This is a genomic window from Colwellia chukchiensis, assembly GCF_002104455.1.
Classification (GTDB): domain Bacteria; phylum Pseudomonadota; class Gammaproteobacteria; order Enterobacterales; family Alteromonadaceae; genus Cognaticolwellia; species Cognaticolwellia chukchiensis.
Window position 1 is genome coordinate 102,913 of sequence record NZ_NBOC01000005.1, and the last position, 14,971, is coordinate 117,883.

The 14,971-nt window shown below is 43.1% G+C and carries 13 protein-coding genes; all 13 read left to right on the forward strand.

The genetic code is table 11. From position 1 onward, the window contains the following. The 13 genes from B6K83_RS08140 to B6K83_RS08200 all read left to right on the forward strand — a co-directional run bounded on the left by B6K83_RS08140 (position 1) and on the right by B6K83_RS08200 (position 14,967). Positions 1-1,716, forward strand: a complete 1,716-nt coding sequence (locus tag B6K83_RS08140; RefSeq protein ID WP_085284427.1) for a GspE/PulE family protein — start codon at positions 1-3, stop codon at positions 1,714-1,716. Positions 1,717-1,727: 11 nt separating this feature from the next. Then, positions 1,728-2,966, forward strand: a complete 1,239-nt coding sequence (locus B6K83_RS08145; RefSeq protein WP_085284428.1) for a type II secretion system F family protein — start codon at positions 1,728-1,730, stop codon at positions 2,964-2,966. 23 nt (positions 2,967-2,989) lie between these two features. Beyond that, complete coding sequence (locus B6K83_RS08150; protein WP_085284429.1) at positions 2,990-3,499, forward strand: hypothetical protein; 510 nt, start codon at positions 2,990-2,992, stop codon at positions 3,497-3,499. A gap of 131 nt (positions 3,500-3,630) precedes the next feature. Then, on the forward strand, positions 3,631-4,248 hold the full coding sequence (locus tag B6K83_RS18635) for a type II secretion system protein (RefSeq protein WP_085284430.1): 618 nt from the start codon (positions 3,631-3,633) through the stop codon (positions 4,246-4,248). Positions 4,249-4,279: 31 nt separating this feature from the next. Continuing rightward, complete coding sequence (locus tag B6K83_RS18640) at positions 4,280-4,792, forward strand: pilus assembly FimT family protein (protein WP_085284431.1); 513 nt, start codon at positions 4,280-4,282, stop codon at positions 4,790-4,792. 218 nt (positions 4,793-5,010) lie between these two features. Beyond that, positions 5,011-5,502 carry a type II secretion system protein gene (locus B6K83_RS08165; protein ID WP_085284432.1) on the forward strand — a complete coding sequence of 164 codons (492 nt, stop codon included), beginning with the start codon at positions 5,011-5,013 and terminating at the stop codon, positions 5,500-5,502. 43 nt (positions 5,503-5,545) lie between these two features. After that, positions 5,546-6,016, forward strand: coding sequence for a type II secretion system protein (locus B6K83_RS18645; RefSeq protein ID WP_085284433.1), 471 nt, complete (start codon positions 5,546-5,548; stop codon positions 6,014-6,016). After that, the gene (locus B6K83_RS08175; protein ID WP_085284434.1) at positions 6,006-6,608 is read left to right on the forward strand and encodes a prepilin-type N-terminal cleavage/methylation domain-containing protein; all 603 of its coding nucleotides are present in this window, start codon (positions 6,006-6,008) and stop codon (positions 6,606-6,608) included. Before B6K83_RS18645 ends, B6K83_RS08175 begins: the two co-directional genes overlap by 11 nt. Further along, on the forward strand, positions 6,608-7,429 hold the full coding sequence (locus tag B6K83_RS08180; RefSeq protein ID WP_085284435.1) for a PulJ/GspJ family protein: 822 nt from the start codon (positions 6,608-6,610) through the stop codon (positions 7,427-7,429). The genes B6K83_RS08175 and B6K83_RS08180 overlap by 1 nt, the downstream gene beginning before the upstream one ends. After that, entirely contained in the window at positions 7,419-7,892 is a 474-nt protein-coding gene (locus tag B6K83_RS08185; RefSeq protein ID WP_085284436.1) for a PilX N-terminal domain-containing pilus assembly protein, read from the forward strand. The genes B6K83_RS08180 and B6K83_RS08185 overlap by 11 nt, the downstream gene beginning before the upstream one ends. 202 nt (positions 7,893-8,094) lie before the next feature. After that, positions 8,095-8,652, forward strand: a complete 558-nt coding sequence (locus tag B6K83_RS08190) for a PEP-CTERM sorting domain-containing protein (protein ID WP_085284437.1) — start codon at positions 8,095-8,097, stop codon at positions 8,650-8,652. 177 nt (positions 8,653-8,829) lie between these two features. After that, positions 8,830-13,665, forward strand: coding sequence for a LamG domain-containing protein (locus B6K83_RS08195; RefSeq protein ID WP_085284438.1), 4,836 nt, complete (start codon positions 8,830-8,832; stop codon positions 13,663-13,665). 258 nt (positions 13,666-13,923) lie between these two features. Next, positions 13,924-14,967 (forward strand): rod shape-determining protein, encoded by a 1,044-nt coding sequence (locus B6K83_RS08200; protein ID WP_085284439.1) that lies wholly within the window; start codon positions 13,924-13,926, stop codon positions 14,965-14,967. The last annotated feature ends 4 nt before the right edge of the window (positions 14,968-14,971 follow it).

Consider the following 14,971-nt stretch of genomic DNA (forward strand, 5'->3'; position numbering starts at 1 on the left):
ATGGCAGCACCAAAATTAAAAATGCGTTTGGGCGATTTATTGGTTCATGAACACATCATTAGCAATGAGCAACTGATGCAAGCATTAAGTAGCCAAAAATCCACAGGTAGAAAACTAGGTGATGCCTTAATTGAGTTGGGCTATATCGGTGAGCGGCAATTACTGGAGTTTTTAGCGCAACAACTTGGTGTGCCTTTTTTAGATATTAGTCAACGACGCATTCCTGCAGAGGTTGCTTTGTTGTTACCTGAGGTGCATGCAAGGCGCTTACGCGCGCTGATTATCGAGGATCAAGGTGATTCCGTTTTGATCGGCATGAGCGACCCTGCAGATTTGAGTGGACTAGACCAACTTGAGCAAATGCTAGCGCCAAAGCAATTAAAACTTGCTGTGGTGATGGAGTCGCAATTATTCGATGCTTTTGATGGCTTATATCGACGCACTGCCGATATAGAATCGTTCGCGAGTCAATTAGAAGAAGAATATCACCAAGGCAATGATTTTGATTTATCCAGTACCTTTATGGAAGAAGGTGGCGATGCCACCGTTGGTAAATTATTACAATCGGTATTTGAAGATGCCGTACAAATGCGGGCATCCGATGTTCATATCGAACCGGACGAGCATTTATTGCGAATTCGTCAACGTATCGACGGTGTCTTACAAGAGAACGTACTAAAAGAAAGTAAAATCGCATCGGCGATGGTGTTGCGGTTAAAGCTAATGGCGGGCTTAGATATTTCTGAAAAGCGCTTGCCGCAAGACGGGCGTTTTAATTTACAAATTAACGGCCACAGTATTGATGTGCGTATGTCTACCATGCCAGTGCAGTATGGGGAGTCTGTGGTAATGCGTTTGCTTGACCAGTCAGCAGGCTTATTATCCTTGGACGAAACCGGTATGCCGGAGCATTTTGTGCAACGTATACGGCATCAAATATCGCGCCCACATGGCATGGTTTTAGTTACTGGACCAACGGGTAGTGGTAAAACCACTACCTTATATGCGGCGTTAAGCGAAATGAACCAAGCCAGTAAAAAAATCATTACCGTTGAAGACCCGGTAGAGTATCGTTTACCACGCATTAATCAGGTGCAAATTAACAGCAAAATCGACCTGACATTTTCTAGCGTATTACGCACCGCTTTACGACAAGATCCTGATATTATCATGGTGGGTGAGATGCGTGACCAAGAAACCGTTGAAATTGGTTTGCGGGGCGCATTAACCGGTCACTTAGTATTATCAACCTTACATACCAATGACGCGATAACCAGTGCGTTAAGACTCCTTGATATGGGGGCCGCAGGATTTTTAGTGGGCAGCTCACTGCGCGCGATCATAGCCCAACGATTAGTCAGAAAAGTCTGTGAAAATTGCCGACAAAATCATCAGCCTAGCGCACAAGAGTTAATGTGGCTAACGAATTTGGTTGGAGAAGATGTTAGCGAACTTACCTTTAGCCAAGGGCGAGGATGCCAAACATGCCAATATACAGGCTATAAAGGGCGTATTGGTGTCTTTGAATTATTAGAAATGGATGAGGCCATGATGGCGGCGTTAAAGCGCGATGATACCGAAGGGTTTACCCAAGCCGCGAAGCAACATCCAGAATTTAGACCACTAGCACTTGCTGCCTATGACTATGCTCGGCAAGGGATTACGAGCATAGAAGAAGTGCTGCGCTTGGTGGAAACTGTTGATGTTGTTGGATAAGAAGTACCTTTATGCCTGCATTTGATTATATTGGACGTGATGCTAGCGGTACGCAAGTAAAGGGCGTAATCGAAGCAGCGAATAGTGAGCAAGTTGCCGAGCAATTAGCTCGACGACGCATTACTCCTATTTCGATAGAAACCAGCAACAATGCTGCAACAGCAAGCACTAGCCAAGATATTAATATCAAGGATTTATTAGGGCTTGAACAGGTAACGCTTGACGACTTAATTGTATTTTGTCGTCAAATGTACGCTTTAGTAAAATCCGGGGTACCTATATTACGAGCGATTAATGGCATGGCTGAGTCGAGTACATCGGTGAAACTTAAATCGGCGTTGGCTGAAATTTCCAGCCAGCTCGAGGGCGGTTTTCCATTATCTACCGCCTTGCATCAGCATCCAAAACTGTTTTCACCTTTGTTTGTTTCTTTAGTTCATGTCGGGGAAAATACCGGTAAGCTTGACGACGCGTTTGCTAAGTTAGCGGTTTATTTTGAGCGAGAGCAAGAAACTCGTAAGCGCATTAAAACTGCTTTACGTTACCCAAGTTTTGTTTTAATCGCCATAGTTGCCGCGCTCATTATTTTAAATATTTTTGTCATCCCAACTTTTGCGAATATGTTCAGTAAATTAGGCGCAGATTTGCCGTGGGCTACCACCATGCTAATTGCCAGCTCTAATTTCTTTCTCAATTATTGGCCTTACATGCTAATCGTTAGTATCGTTAGCATAGTGTCGCTGCGTCATTATTTAAAAACGCCAAGTGGCATGTATTTATGGGATAAACGCAAGTTAAAGCTGGTTGTGGTTGGTGGGGTTATTGAGCGTTCAATATTGTCACGTTTTGCCCACAGTTTTGCCATTATATTACGCGCTGGCGTGCCTATGACCACGGGCTTAACCTTAGTGGCAGATGCGGTTGATAACACTTATATGCGTGAAAAAATAATTGCCATGCGCAGTGGTATAGAAAGTGGTGAAAGCTTGCTGCGAGCTGGTGTGAATAGTACGTTATTTACCCCGTTGGTTTTGCAAATGATTGCCGTTGGTGAGGAAACTGGGCGTGTTGATGAGCTACTTGAAGAAGTAGGTGATTACTACGAGCGTGAAGTTGATTATGAATTAAGTACCTTAACGGCGCGTATTGAGCCTATAATGATCGCAATAGTTGCGGCCATGGTATTGGTATTAGCCTTAGGTATTTTTAGCCCGATGTGGGATATGATGTCAGCATTCCAGGGTAAATAAATTATCGGTGGCGGTGAATAGACATGAGCTCATTGCAAGCTGCAGAAAAAAAAGAGCGTTCGTTAGCGGAAATTATACTTGTGGTGTTGCTGGTTGCTTTGCTTATGGCGAGTTTTATTTCTTATTTTTTTAAACACCAAGAACAGCTTTCCCGCGCCGGTTTTTCGACAATTAGCCAAGTTTTCTCCGCCCGGGTTAACGCCATTCGAGGGCAATGGTTTATGGATAATCAACCACGCTTTGTTTATACCTTAAGCCCAAAAGACCAAGTATCGGGCGCCGAAAAAGTGAAAATACCGGTCAACAAAAAAGGCTGGGTTGATGCTGGAGACAGCCCATTGTCGTGTCAAGCCATCTGGCAACATGTTATGGCGACACCGTTGCAATATATGAAGCAACCTATAGGCGCGGTATGGGTTGAGCAAAACAATGACAGTGCCGCATACTGCCAATACAGTTTGCCAAGTGGAGAATATTTTACCTACTCACAATACAATGGCAAAGTGAGTAGCGTGAAAGTCAGTTATCAATAAAAGCATTTTGCTTGCAAACAATTAAGCTAGCTATTGTTGTGCTATCATTTCACAAAATTTAAACTAAGTAAGTGACTTTGTTAGTAATTCGTTGTTAGAATCAAATTAGTAATTTTTGTTAAGAGGTTGTTATGAGAAAACAGTCAGGTTTCACCCTAATAGAGTTGGTGATTGTTGTGGTAATTTTAGGGTTTTTGGCGGTAACGGCAATCCCTAAGTTTCTTGATTTAACTGATCAAGCCAAACAAGCCAATATCGAAGGTATGGCGGGCGGCTTCGCTACTGCTATTTCATTAGCGCGTTCACAATGGGAAGCTGAAGGCCGGCCAAAAGATACAACCAATAGAAACATAGTCAATTACGATGGTACTGAGTTAGTACTTACCACAGAAGCAACTGATGTGCGCCCAGGCTATGTGGTTTCTTCTGTTGCAGGTCAGAATACAGGTGCTACTTTAGGTGGCGGCTTTACTTCGGCTAACTGTGTTGATATTTGGCAAAACATTTTTCAGCAGCCGCCGCGTGTTACCAATGCTATCGCTACGCTTAACAATGATAATTCAATGGATTACTTTGCTTCTAAGTCAGGCACAGGGGCAACGACTTTATGTCACTTCTATTTAAAAGAAACACTAAATAAAGATGGCAACAACAACTTTACCGATCCCGGCGTGTCAACGGCTACCGGTAATAGCTTCACTTACCAACCGGCGAACAGTGCGGTTGTGGTTTACATTAATAATAATTAATATTTTAAATATTTAAATAAAAGGTTACGTTATGAAGAAGTTAGCGAGTAAAAATTTACAAACACAAAAAGGTTTCACTCTCATCGAGTTAGTGGTTGTTATTGTTATTTTAGGTATTTTAGCGGCCACTGCTGCGCCTAAATTTATTGATTTAACGGGTGACGCCAAAGCCTCAGTGGTACAAGGTGTTCAAGGCAGTGTAAATAGTGCAATTAACCTAGTGCACGCTAAAGCAATTGTCAGCAACCAAACCGGTGCCACAGGTGAAGTTCTTGTTAATGGTGAGTATTACGCAGTAGTTTATGGTTACCCAACAAGAGCCGGTGCGGGTACACCCGATGGCACAACAGGCAAAGGCTGGGGTATTGATAAATTAATTGAGCTAGAAAGCGGCTCGGATATCACTTATGACTCGGCAACGGGCGATTTTGAGCACAGCCAAGGCAGCACGCCAGATAATTGTAAAGCTACCTTCTCGGATGCCACTAAAGCGGGTAATATCGTTACACCAGCAGCGGTAGCGTTAGATGTCTCTGGCTGTTAAGTTAGCAATAATCTTATCGTATAAAAAAGGAGAGCTCAGCTCTCCTTTTTTAGCTTAGCTTAGCCCATGGATGAGCACTCATGCGTGAGCGTAAGTTGTTAAATATACGGCAAATAGGAATGTCGAGTGTAAGCATTTAGCAAAACGGTTAATAGCCATGTACAATGTTTTTCTAGATAAAGCTTATCGGGTACGGTTGTAAATTAAAGGTAGTAGGTATGCATTCAAAGGGATTTACTTTAATAGAGTTGATTGTTGTTATTGTCATTCTGGGGATTTTGGCCGCCACCGCGGCACCAAAATTTATTAATTTAAAGGCCGAATCACAAACGGCAACCTTACAGGGCGTGATGGCTACCATGCAAGGTGCGGCGGCTATGGTGCACAGTAAATCTATCGTTAAAGGCAACCACAAGTTGCAAAATAGCTCAGTTAATATCGGTGATGGCCAGGGTGTTGGCGGTAATGGTGAGTTATTTGTTAGCTATGGCTACCCGTTAGCGAATATTAGTGAGTGGCAACGCTTAATTAGTGTGGATGCTAATACCTTTAGTTATCGTGCCTTAGGTGGCACGACGGGCAGGGTTGTGGCGATCTATCGAAATGATACAGCCGCACCAATAAGAATAACCGATCCATGTTTGGTTTATTACGAAAAACCAAGTGCGGCAGGTGAATTACCCACCTTTACCTTAAATGAATGCATTTGATGCGAGCAAGGTAAAGTAGCGAGTTTGAGTAGGCGGCGATCATATGAAGGCATTGCATAAACAACAAGGCTTTACATTAGTTGAACTTGTGGTGGTTATTATCATTTTAGGTATTTTAGCCGTTTCAGTTGCGCCAAAATTTTTCTCTGCCAAAGGCTTTGCTGAGTATGGTTATCAAAGTGATATTATTGCGAAATTACGCTTAATTCAAACTAAAGCTATGCAACAAACCAACACCGCTTATTGTCACCGTGTGTTGATCACCGCCTCACAGCTAGGGGCTCCCGATGATTGTGATAATAATCCTAGTTTTAGCTTGGCATGGCAACCAAGTGCCACAGGGTTGGTTATTACGGCCAGCGATAACGTCACCCTAAGCAGCAACATTGCAGGTAACAGCTTCACCTTTGATAGTATGGGCCGACCCTCCTGTGGTACTTGTATTATTAGCGTTAATGGCGAACAAACTTTGCAGATAAAAATTGAATCAGAGGGCTATATCCATGCGCTCTAACTTCATTGTCAGTGTAAAAACAGCGAAATTTAGCCGCCATCAAGTGCAAGGCTTTACCTTAATCGAAACCATTGTCGGTATTGTGGTGTTAGCCATCGCCTTTGCAATATTCACCCGCTTAATCTACCCGTTAGCTAATCAAAGTGCTGAGCAGGTACACCAAATCAAAGCGGCAGAGTTAGCCCAGTCAATGATAAATGAAATATTGGGTAAAGCGTTTGATGAAAATTCAGATATGTCAGGTAGCTTAGTGCGTTGTGGCGAAGACGTGAATCGTGACGGTGTCATCACTGCTGCAGCTGGCGAGTCACCATGCTCTCAAGTGCTGAGCAATGAAGAAGCCGGTGATCGAGCGTTATTTGATGATGTAGATGATTACAATGGCTTAACTGTAATTGCAAACTCGTTAGGCGATGGACTTGCCAATATTTATCTTGGCTACCAAATTAACGTACAAGTGGTTAACGATAGCAACTATGATGGCGTAAGTGACGGAAGCGATAATAATTATACCGCTAAATTGATCACGGTGACTGTCACCACACCACAAGATTTTGATTTTGTTTTTTCCGTATATCGGGCGAATTTCTAATGCAGTTTTTAGCGAAACGTCAGCAAGGTTTTACACTGGTAGAGCTAGTCACAGTTATCGTTATTTTAGGGGTGTTATCAGGCAGCATTTCCACCTTTTTGCGTTTTGGCACCCAAAGCTATAGCGACGCGAGTGATAGAGAAGCCTTAATTGCCAGTGCTAGGTTTGTTATTGAACGTTTAAATAGAGAAGTCCGTCAAGCGTTACCAAATAGCATTCGTACTATAGGTGATAACGAGCAATGCCTAGAGTTTGTGCCTATAGACCGCAGCGTTATTTACCTTGAACTGCCAGTAGCGCCAGAGCCAGCAAGCAATAGCCTTGAGGTGGTGATGTTAGATGCGCCTTTGTTGGCGAGCACCCAATATGCTGTGGTTTATGCCCTCAACAGTGCTGATATTTACAATAAAGCGGCTGGGGTAGTTGAGGCGTTTTCGAGCGTAAATAACTCTGGCAGCAAATCAACACCGTCGCAAATTAACTTTGCTAGTGCAGTGTTATTTAACGCCGAGTCGCCCACTCAACGCTTATACTTAGTTGCAGGGCCTGTTAGTTACTGTATTGAAAATCAAGCAATTTATCGCTATCAAGACTATAATGATGGCGATTATGCCGCCAGCGGCGTGCCTGGTGCTAGTGCCACTAAAGTATTGATGGCTGAGTACCTTGATAATTACTCCGCTGCCGGTAACCTAACGCCATTTCAAACGTTTCCTGCCACCTTGCAGCGCAATGCTTTGGCATTGGTGCAACTTAAGTTTGCACGCAATCTAGAAGAAATTGTTTTTGCGAATGAAATACAGGTGCAAAATGTTCCGTAATAGCGCGTTAATTGTCAGTAAATCCAATGACACACAGGTGATGAGTTATACTTCATCAAAACAATCCGGCAGTGCCTTAGTTATTGCGATTTTTATTATTGTGGTGTTATCTGTGCTCGGCGCGGCTTTAGTTAACATGCTCGATTCCAGTCAAGAAGGCTTGGCTTACGAAGTATTGGGCACGCGTGCTTATGCTGCGGCGCAAAGCGGCTTGCAATGGCAACTTTCTGAAGTTTTCCCGCTAAGCAGTGACGCACTAGCTTGTAAAGCACAAGCAAGTATTGACGCTGCCACGCCGAATTTTTCACAAACTCAAGGCTTGGCACAATGTCGAGTAAGTGTCAGTTGTAGCGACTTTGTACATGATAATATTCGTTATTATAATATTACGAGTACTGGCGAGTGTGTACTTGATGGTGAAGTGACCGCAAGAACCTTAGCGGTGGAAGCGCGCAGTTTATAGCGCCATTGATAAGTTGCGACTTACGGCCAGTTAACAATGAAAACCGGTTCAGTGTCAGATATTTTTACACTGAGCTAAAACGTAATAACATTGAAGTCTAAAGATTATTGATTAGTAATGATTTTTTTGTTTCGGCATTAAAGTTGCATTAACTTGGTATTAGCTGTATTGCTGCTGTTTCTTCATTAGTTGAGGCATTATAATGAATAGAATTGCTTTTAAATTTGTTGTTATCACATTATTGTTGGTGTCTAAGTTTACCGTCGCCGGTTACATCACCACAGATCTTAGTGAAGATACTTATATCACTTATCAAAATTATGATTGGACATGGGCATCGCCTGTTAACTCTACCTTTTTTGAAGGGGTTAACCCAAGCAACAATGAATATGTTAAAAATGAATTTCAAGATCCAACAGCCCATGCTGGCTGGATGTTTATTCAAGGCAGTGAGTTAGAAGCCTTATTTGCACAGCTAACAATTGATTTATTTAAACGAGCTGACGGCTCTATTATTCACTCGGCAGCCTATTGGAACTCGCATTTTACCCATGTTGATGAAGGTGATTTTGATTTCAAATTTGGTATTAAGCGCACCGACACCTTAGCGTTTGATTATTATGAAACCTTTTATGTGCGTGCAACCCCTGCCAACTTACCCACAACGGTACCCGAGCCAAGCAGCGTTTTTATCTTAGCGTTAGGCTTATTCGCCATGGTAGCGCAGCGTCAAATAACTAGGCGTCGTGCTAATAGATAACCACAGCCAGTGCCTGAACAAACCTCGCTAAACGCGGGGTTTTTTATTGCTTATTTAATTGCTTAACGTTACCTTTATAGCTTGCTAGTTGCTGTTATTAGTGTTTTATGTTTTCGAATAAACTCAGTATGAAGCTTTAGCGTGGCACTATTTCTATCCAAGGTGGGTCAATCAGCTATGATGCGTTTCGTTTTTCTGATATTTCTGTTAATGCCTCTATTGGTGAGTGCTGCTACCAGTAGCACAGATTATGACTTTGCTAATCGCTCGCCAGGCCATGACATATTTGCCTATTACGGTATTAGTGGCACACAGTTAGCCACGACGAATAACACGCCATCAAACCTATTTTCAACAGCAGACTATAGTGATATTGCAGCAAACGATAATACTTTTCATCGGCTAAATAACAAACGTAATAACAGCTATCCAGCATTACGCTTTCAAGTACACATCGATGAGAATGCCAGTAAGCTCCAAGAGATAGAGATTTTTTGGAATGGCCGTGCGGTAAATGCTAACAATGGGCGCACTGATGGCGCGCGCCTGTATATTTGGAATTTTGATCGCAATCGTTATGAATTAGCAACATCTGCTAGCTCAAGCGCAGAAGTAAGTTTAAGTCATTCATTAACCAGTAATTTAGCCAATTATGTCGGCAATAATAATGAAATTATTGTCTACCTAGTGTCCGAAGATAAAACGAGCGGAAAAAAGTCTAACCAAATTGGCACGGATTATTTTAGGGTGACAATAACCCATACCCGTAGTGATCCGGCAAGCATATTAGCAAATTTTCAGTTTGACGAATGTGCCTATACTGGCGCAGCAAGCGAGGTGATTGATCAGTCAGGTAATTACTCTGGCAGCAGCCATAATAATGTCAACACATCAACCAATGCCAAAATTGTTAAAGCGTTAAATATCAGTAACGGACAACAGCATGTGCAAACGCGTATTCCACTACCCGCCAGTTATAGCGTATCGACTTGGTTTAAAAAACCGACTGATACGAACGGTAATCGATATTTTATTTTAGGTGCCATGGAAAATGGTGGCGACCTACTGTACTTAGATCGTAATAATGATTGGCGTTGGGGCGTTTATGAAGGTAGCTCGTCAACAGTGCGCAACGGTAATTACAGCTTTAATAACCTCAATAACGATTGGCACCATATGGTGTTGGTTTACAGCAACAATACCACAAGCTTATACATAAATGGTGGTTTTATCGAAACCATTAATTTAGCGCCATCTGGTACCTTAAAATTTATCGGCACGTCATTTGATGATGTAGCCAGTGCTAACCCACAGGGATTTCGCGCACCCTTAGATGAGTTTATGGTGTTTAGTGGTGAGCTCAGTGCGGCCGAAATATCTTCGATTTATGCGCAGCAAAATAGTGGCAACAATTATGATGGTAGCGCGCGAGCAATAACCTCTTGCGCCATGGCAATCGCAAATTTTAAGTTTGATGAATTATCTTATGCAGATGTTGCTAATGAAGTGCTTGATAGCATAGGCACATATCATGGTCAGGCCAAAAATGCACAAACTGCGCCAGGTAAAGTGTGTCGAGCATTAGACTTAACTGCAAGTGGCACAAAAGATTATGTCATCTTAGATGCAGGGGCGTTAGATAATCAATCGGAATTTAGTATTTCATTGTGGGCAAAAACCGCTAAAACGGATGCGCAGAGCATAGTCTCTGGTGCAAGCGCTGGCAGTCATAACGAGCTTATTATGTGGTTTACTAGTCACACTAAGTTCCGGCCTTTTCTACAAAATAGTCAAAATGGTACGCTACCCATTACTACTATTGCCGGAGACACTTGGCGTCACTTAGTGTGGACTCAGGGTAATAATCAAAGCTGCTTGTTTATTGATACCGTAGCGCAAGGGTGCTTGAATCAAGCAACAAACCTATTGGACATACAAAGCCTGATACTTGGGCAAGAGCAAGATAGTGTCGGCAATCGATTTGATGCCTCGCAAGCATTTAATGGCTTACTCGATGAATTAGTGATTTTTGACGGGGTTATTGACCAAGATAAAATAAACCAAATTTATAATTATCAAAACAATGGGCTAGGGCTCAATGGCGAACAAATTTCCTGTCCCAGTGCCTTAGTTGCACAATACTCCATGGAGTCAGTTTTATGGCAAGGTAGCCAAGGCGAAGTTATTGATGAGACCGGTCGCTTTAACGGTCAAGCATTGAGTGCTGTTACCGCCAATACAACTCCAGCCTTAACCGGCAATCCTGGGACTTGCCGTTATGGTAGCTTTGATGGTGTTGATGATTATATTGAAGTGCCCGATACCGGTGCCAATAACTTTCTGTTAGATTTACCCAAGGCACTGTCGGTCAGTGTTTGGATAAATCCAACCGCTTTACCAAGTTCCGGACTGAAAACCATCATTTCAAAAGATGAAAACTACGAATTTCACCTACTGCAGTCTGGTGAAATACATTGGTGGTGGCAAACACATTCGTTTTCAACCTCAGGCGCAAATATCACCGCCGGCAACTGGTATCACATTGCCATAACCTATGAAAATGGTCGACAAGTTATTTATGTTAATGGCGTGGCTAAAGGCACGAGAAATTTTACCGGTGAGTTAATCTTAAATGATGACCCTTTACAAATAGGACAAGATCAAGGTATAGCATCACGATTTTTTGCAGGCTTTATAGATGAAGTGCATATCTATGATGGTGCGCTTAGCGCAAGTGAAGTAAACGACATCTACAACAAGCGCCATGCATGTGCAGAGCCTGCCATTCATCATTATGAAATAGTGCATGATGGTAATGGCCTAACTTGTGCGGCTGAGCCTATTACCATAAAAGCGTGTACAAATAGTAGCTGCTCCACCCTAAGCACGGAACCTGTTAGCTTAGACTTCACGCTCAGCAGTGCTACCGCAGGGAATGTCATTAAAGCATCGCCAACATTTACCGGCAGTACCAATGTTAGCTTTAATCATAGTACCGCTGAACTGGTCTCTTTATCCATTAACGGCGCGACAATTACCGCAACCCATCCAATAAAATGCACAGGCGCGGGTGCAAGCTGTGATATGACATTTACCGATGCCGGTTTTAGGTTTCTTTATGGGGATAACAACAGTGAAACTATCGATCATCAAAGCGCCGGTAAGGTATTTGCTGAGGTTGTTAAATTGCAGGCGGTGAAAAATAATAATGGCGTTTGTGAAGGTATATTTGCGGGGAGTGTTTCGGTCAGTTTAGCACAGCAGAATGTCAGTCCTAACCTCGCCTATAATGCTGGCTTAGCACTGCAAGCAAGTGGTACTAATATCGCAAAATATCCGGCATTTACCGACAATATCAATTTGACGTTTTCCCAAGACAGCACGGCAGTGATCCCGAATATAAGCTATTTAGATGCGGGGCAAATTCGCTTACACGCCAAATATGCCAATGCTAATATTAATCTTGTCGGTAGCTCGAATGACTTCTGGGTCAAACCGGAGCGTTTTATCATGCAAGCAAGCAATGCGAGTGGTGACTTAACTGGCAGTAATGCGTTAAGTGCGGTTACCCATAAAGCTGGAGCAGACTTTAACTTTAGCGTCAGCGCTGTGAATGCTCATGGCGACATAACGCAAAACTATCGTCAAAGTGATGGTCAATTACAGTTAAAAGTTGCGCGTGTCGCGCCGTTAGGTAATGCCATTGATGGCCAATTTAACTTTGCTAGCGGTCAAACGCTAACCACGTCAACGGCGGCGGCTTTTCAAGATGTCAGTTTAAGTAGCTTTAGTGCTGCTGAAAAAGGCAAGTCAAGCTATGGCCAGGCTCAGTATAATGAGGTCGGGGTAATACAAGTTGATGTACAAGATATCAATTATGGTGGTTTGGGAGCTAACAAGGGGCTAGTGTCGGCAGCAGATTTAACCATAGGCCGCTTTACCCCTGCGTACTTTAAGCAAACGGTAAAGGCCGAACACCAAGGGCGACTAGATGCATACCATAGCGCGGTGGCCAGTTGTGCCATAGCTGATTGGGCTTATAGTGGACAGCTTACAACCGGTGGCAAAGGTGCCATTAGCTATAGTCTTGAGCCGAAAATCACCATAACCTCATATAACACACAAGGTCAAATCACGAAAAATTATACCTTAGGTGAGCCAGAGGGCTTTATGAAGTTGCAGGCCAGTGGTGTGGAAATTACCTTGCCAAGCCATGATGATGTGCAATTACAAGTCGGTAATGTCGCCGGTGACTTTGTTGCGTTAACCGCGACCATGTCCACAGGCAGCTTAAGCGAGAGTCGAGCAGCAGATAATAGCTTGTTAGCAGGCGAGTGGCTATATACGTTTGACGCCGACGATCATTTTAGCTATGTCCATGATGACACGGCTTTATTAGCCCCGTTTGCTGCAAATATTCCATTTTTAACCAAACAAATTACTGACCAAGATGGCATTAGTTTACAAGCCGATGCTGTAACTAGCCTTGTCTTGCCAGAGGCCACTGAAAAGTTGGTCACCGAAGGCGTTAAAATACATTTTGGCCGTATGGTGTTAGCGAACTCTTATGGCTCAGAAAATGCGCAGTTACGTGCCCAAGCCGCGATTGAGGTTTTTGATGGCACGAACTTTACGGTTCATGACCAAGAAAGCTGTTTAACGCCGCAAATGGGGGCAAAAAAATCAGGGGCAAAATACTCGGGCAATATGAATCTTTGGGAGTATCGGTTAATTGATATTAATAGTGACGCTATACAAGTGGGCGATACACAAGCAAGCGTCGCGGGTACTTTTAAGGCCGGCATTCAAAATCGCTTGTTGTTTAGTGCGCCTGGAAAACAAGGGCTGCTCGAATGGGAATATGAAGTGCCGAGTTGGTTAAAGTTTAAGTGGGATACCATAGATAACAATAGTGATGGCAACTATTACGATGACAACCCAAGTGCCCTGCTAAATTTTGGCGTTTACCGTGGAAATGATCGTATTATTTCATGGCGCGAAGTCAGTAATTAAATAGATTTTTTGCTGAGCAAGCGTTAGCTATAAAATGATAGCGCGCTGTACACCTGAGCTTGGCTTAATTACGAAAAAGAATGGCAATTTTTGTTAATTTTTTTACCAAAGAAGCAACACAATTGCCAAAGTCTACGGTATGATAGCGTGTTAATAAAACCTGAGTGCATTTGTCAGCTAAGTTCAAGCTCGCAAATTTAGACCCTAAAATTCTGGCACCTTGTTGCCTAGCTGATGTTTAAAGGACATTTCTACCCTATGTTTAAGAAATTACGCGGCATGTTTTCTAATGATTTATCCATTGATTTAGGAACAGCAAATACCCTGATTTATGTCAAAGACCAAGGCATAGTGTTAAACGAGCCATCAGTTGTTGCCATTCGACAAGACAGATCTGGCGGATCAAAAAGTGTTGCCGCCGTCGGTACTGCAGCGAAACAAATGTTAGGGAGAACACCTGGTAATATTGAAGCGATCCGACCCATGAAAGATGGCGTTATAGCCAACTTTTTTGTGACCGAAAAAATGCTGCAGTATTTTATTAAGCAAGTGCACAGTAACAACTTTTTGCGCCCTAGCCCAAGAGTACTGGTGTGTGTCCCTTGTGGTTCAACACAAGTTGAGCGTCGTGCCATTCGTGAATCGGCATTGGGTGCAGGTGCGCGTGAAGTTTATTTAATTGATGAGCCCATGGCTGCGGCGATTGGCGCTGGCATGCCAGTATCTGAAGCAACCGGTTCAATGGTGGTTGATATTGGGGGGGGTACCACGGAAGTTGGCATTATTTCTTTAAATGGTGTGGTTTACTCGTCTTCAGTGCGTATTGGTGGCGATAAATTTGATGACGCCATTATTAACTATGTTCGTCGCAATTTTGGCAGTTTAATTGGTGAAGCAACCGCAGAACGCATTAAGCATGAAATCGGCTCAGCATACCCTGGTGAAGAGTTGGTTGAAATTGAAGTACGCGGCCGTAATTTAGCAGAAGGTGTCCCACGAAGCTTTACCTTAAACAGCAATGAGATTTTAGAAGCATTACAAGAGCCGTTAACAGGTATTGTCAGTGCTATTATGGTGGCACTTGAACAATCACCGCCGGAGTTGGCAGCCGATATTTCTGAGCGTGGCATGATCTTAACGGGTGGTGGCGCGTTACTCAAAGACTTAGACCGTTTACTGATGGAAGAAACCGGTATTCCTGTCGTAGTTGCTGACGACCCGCTAACTTGTGTAGCGCGCGGTGGCGGCAAAGCCATTGAAATGATTGATATGCACGGTGGCGATCTGTTTTCATACGAATAACGGC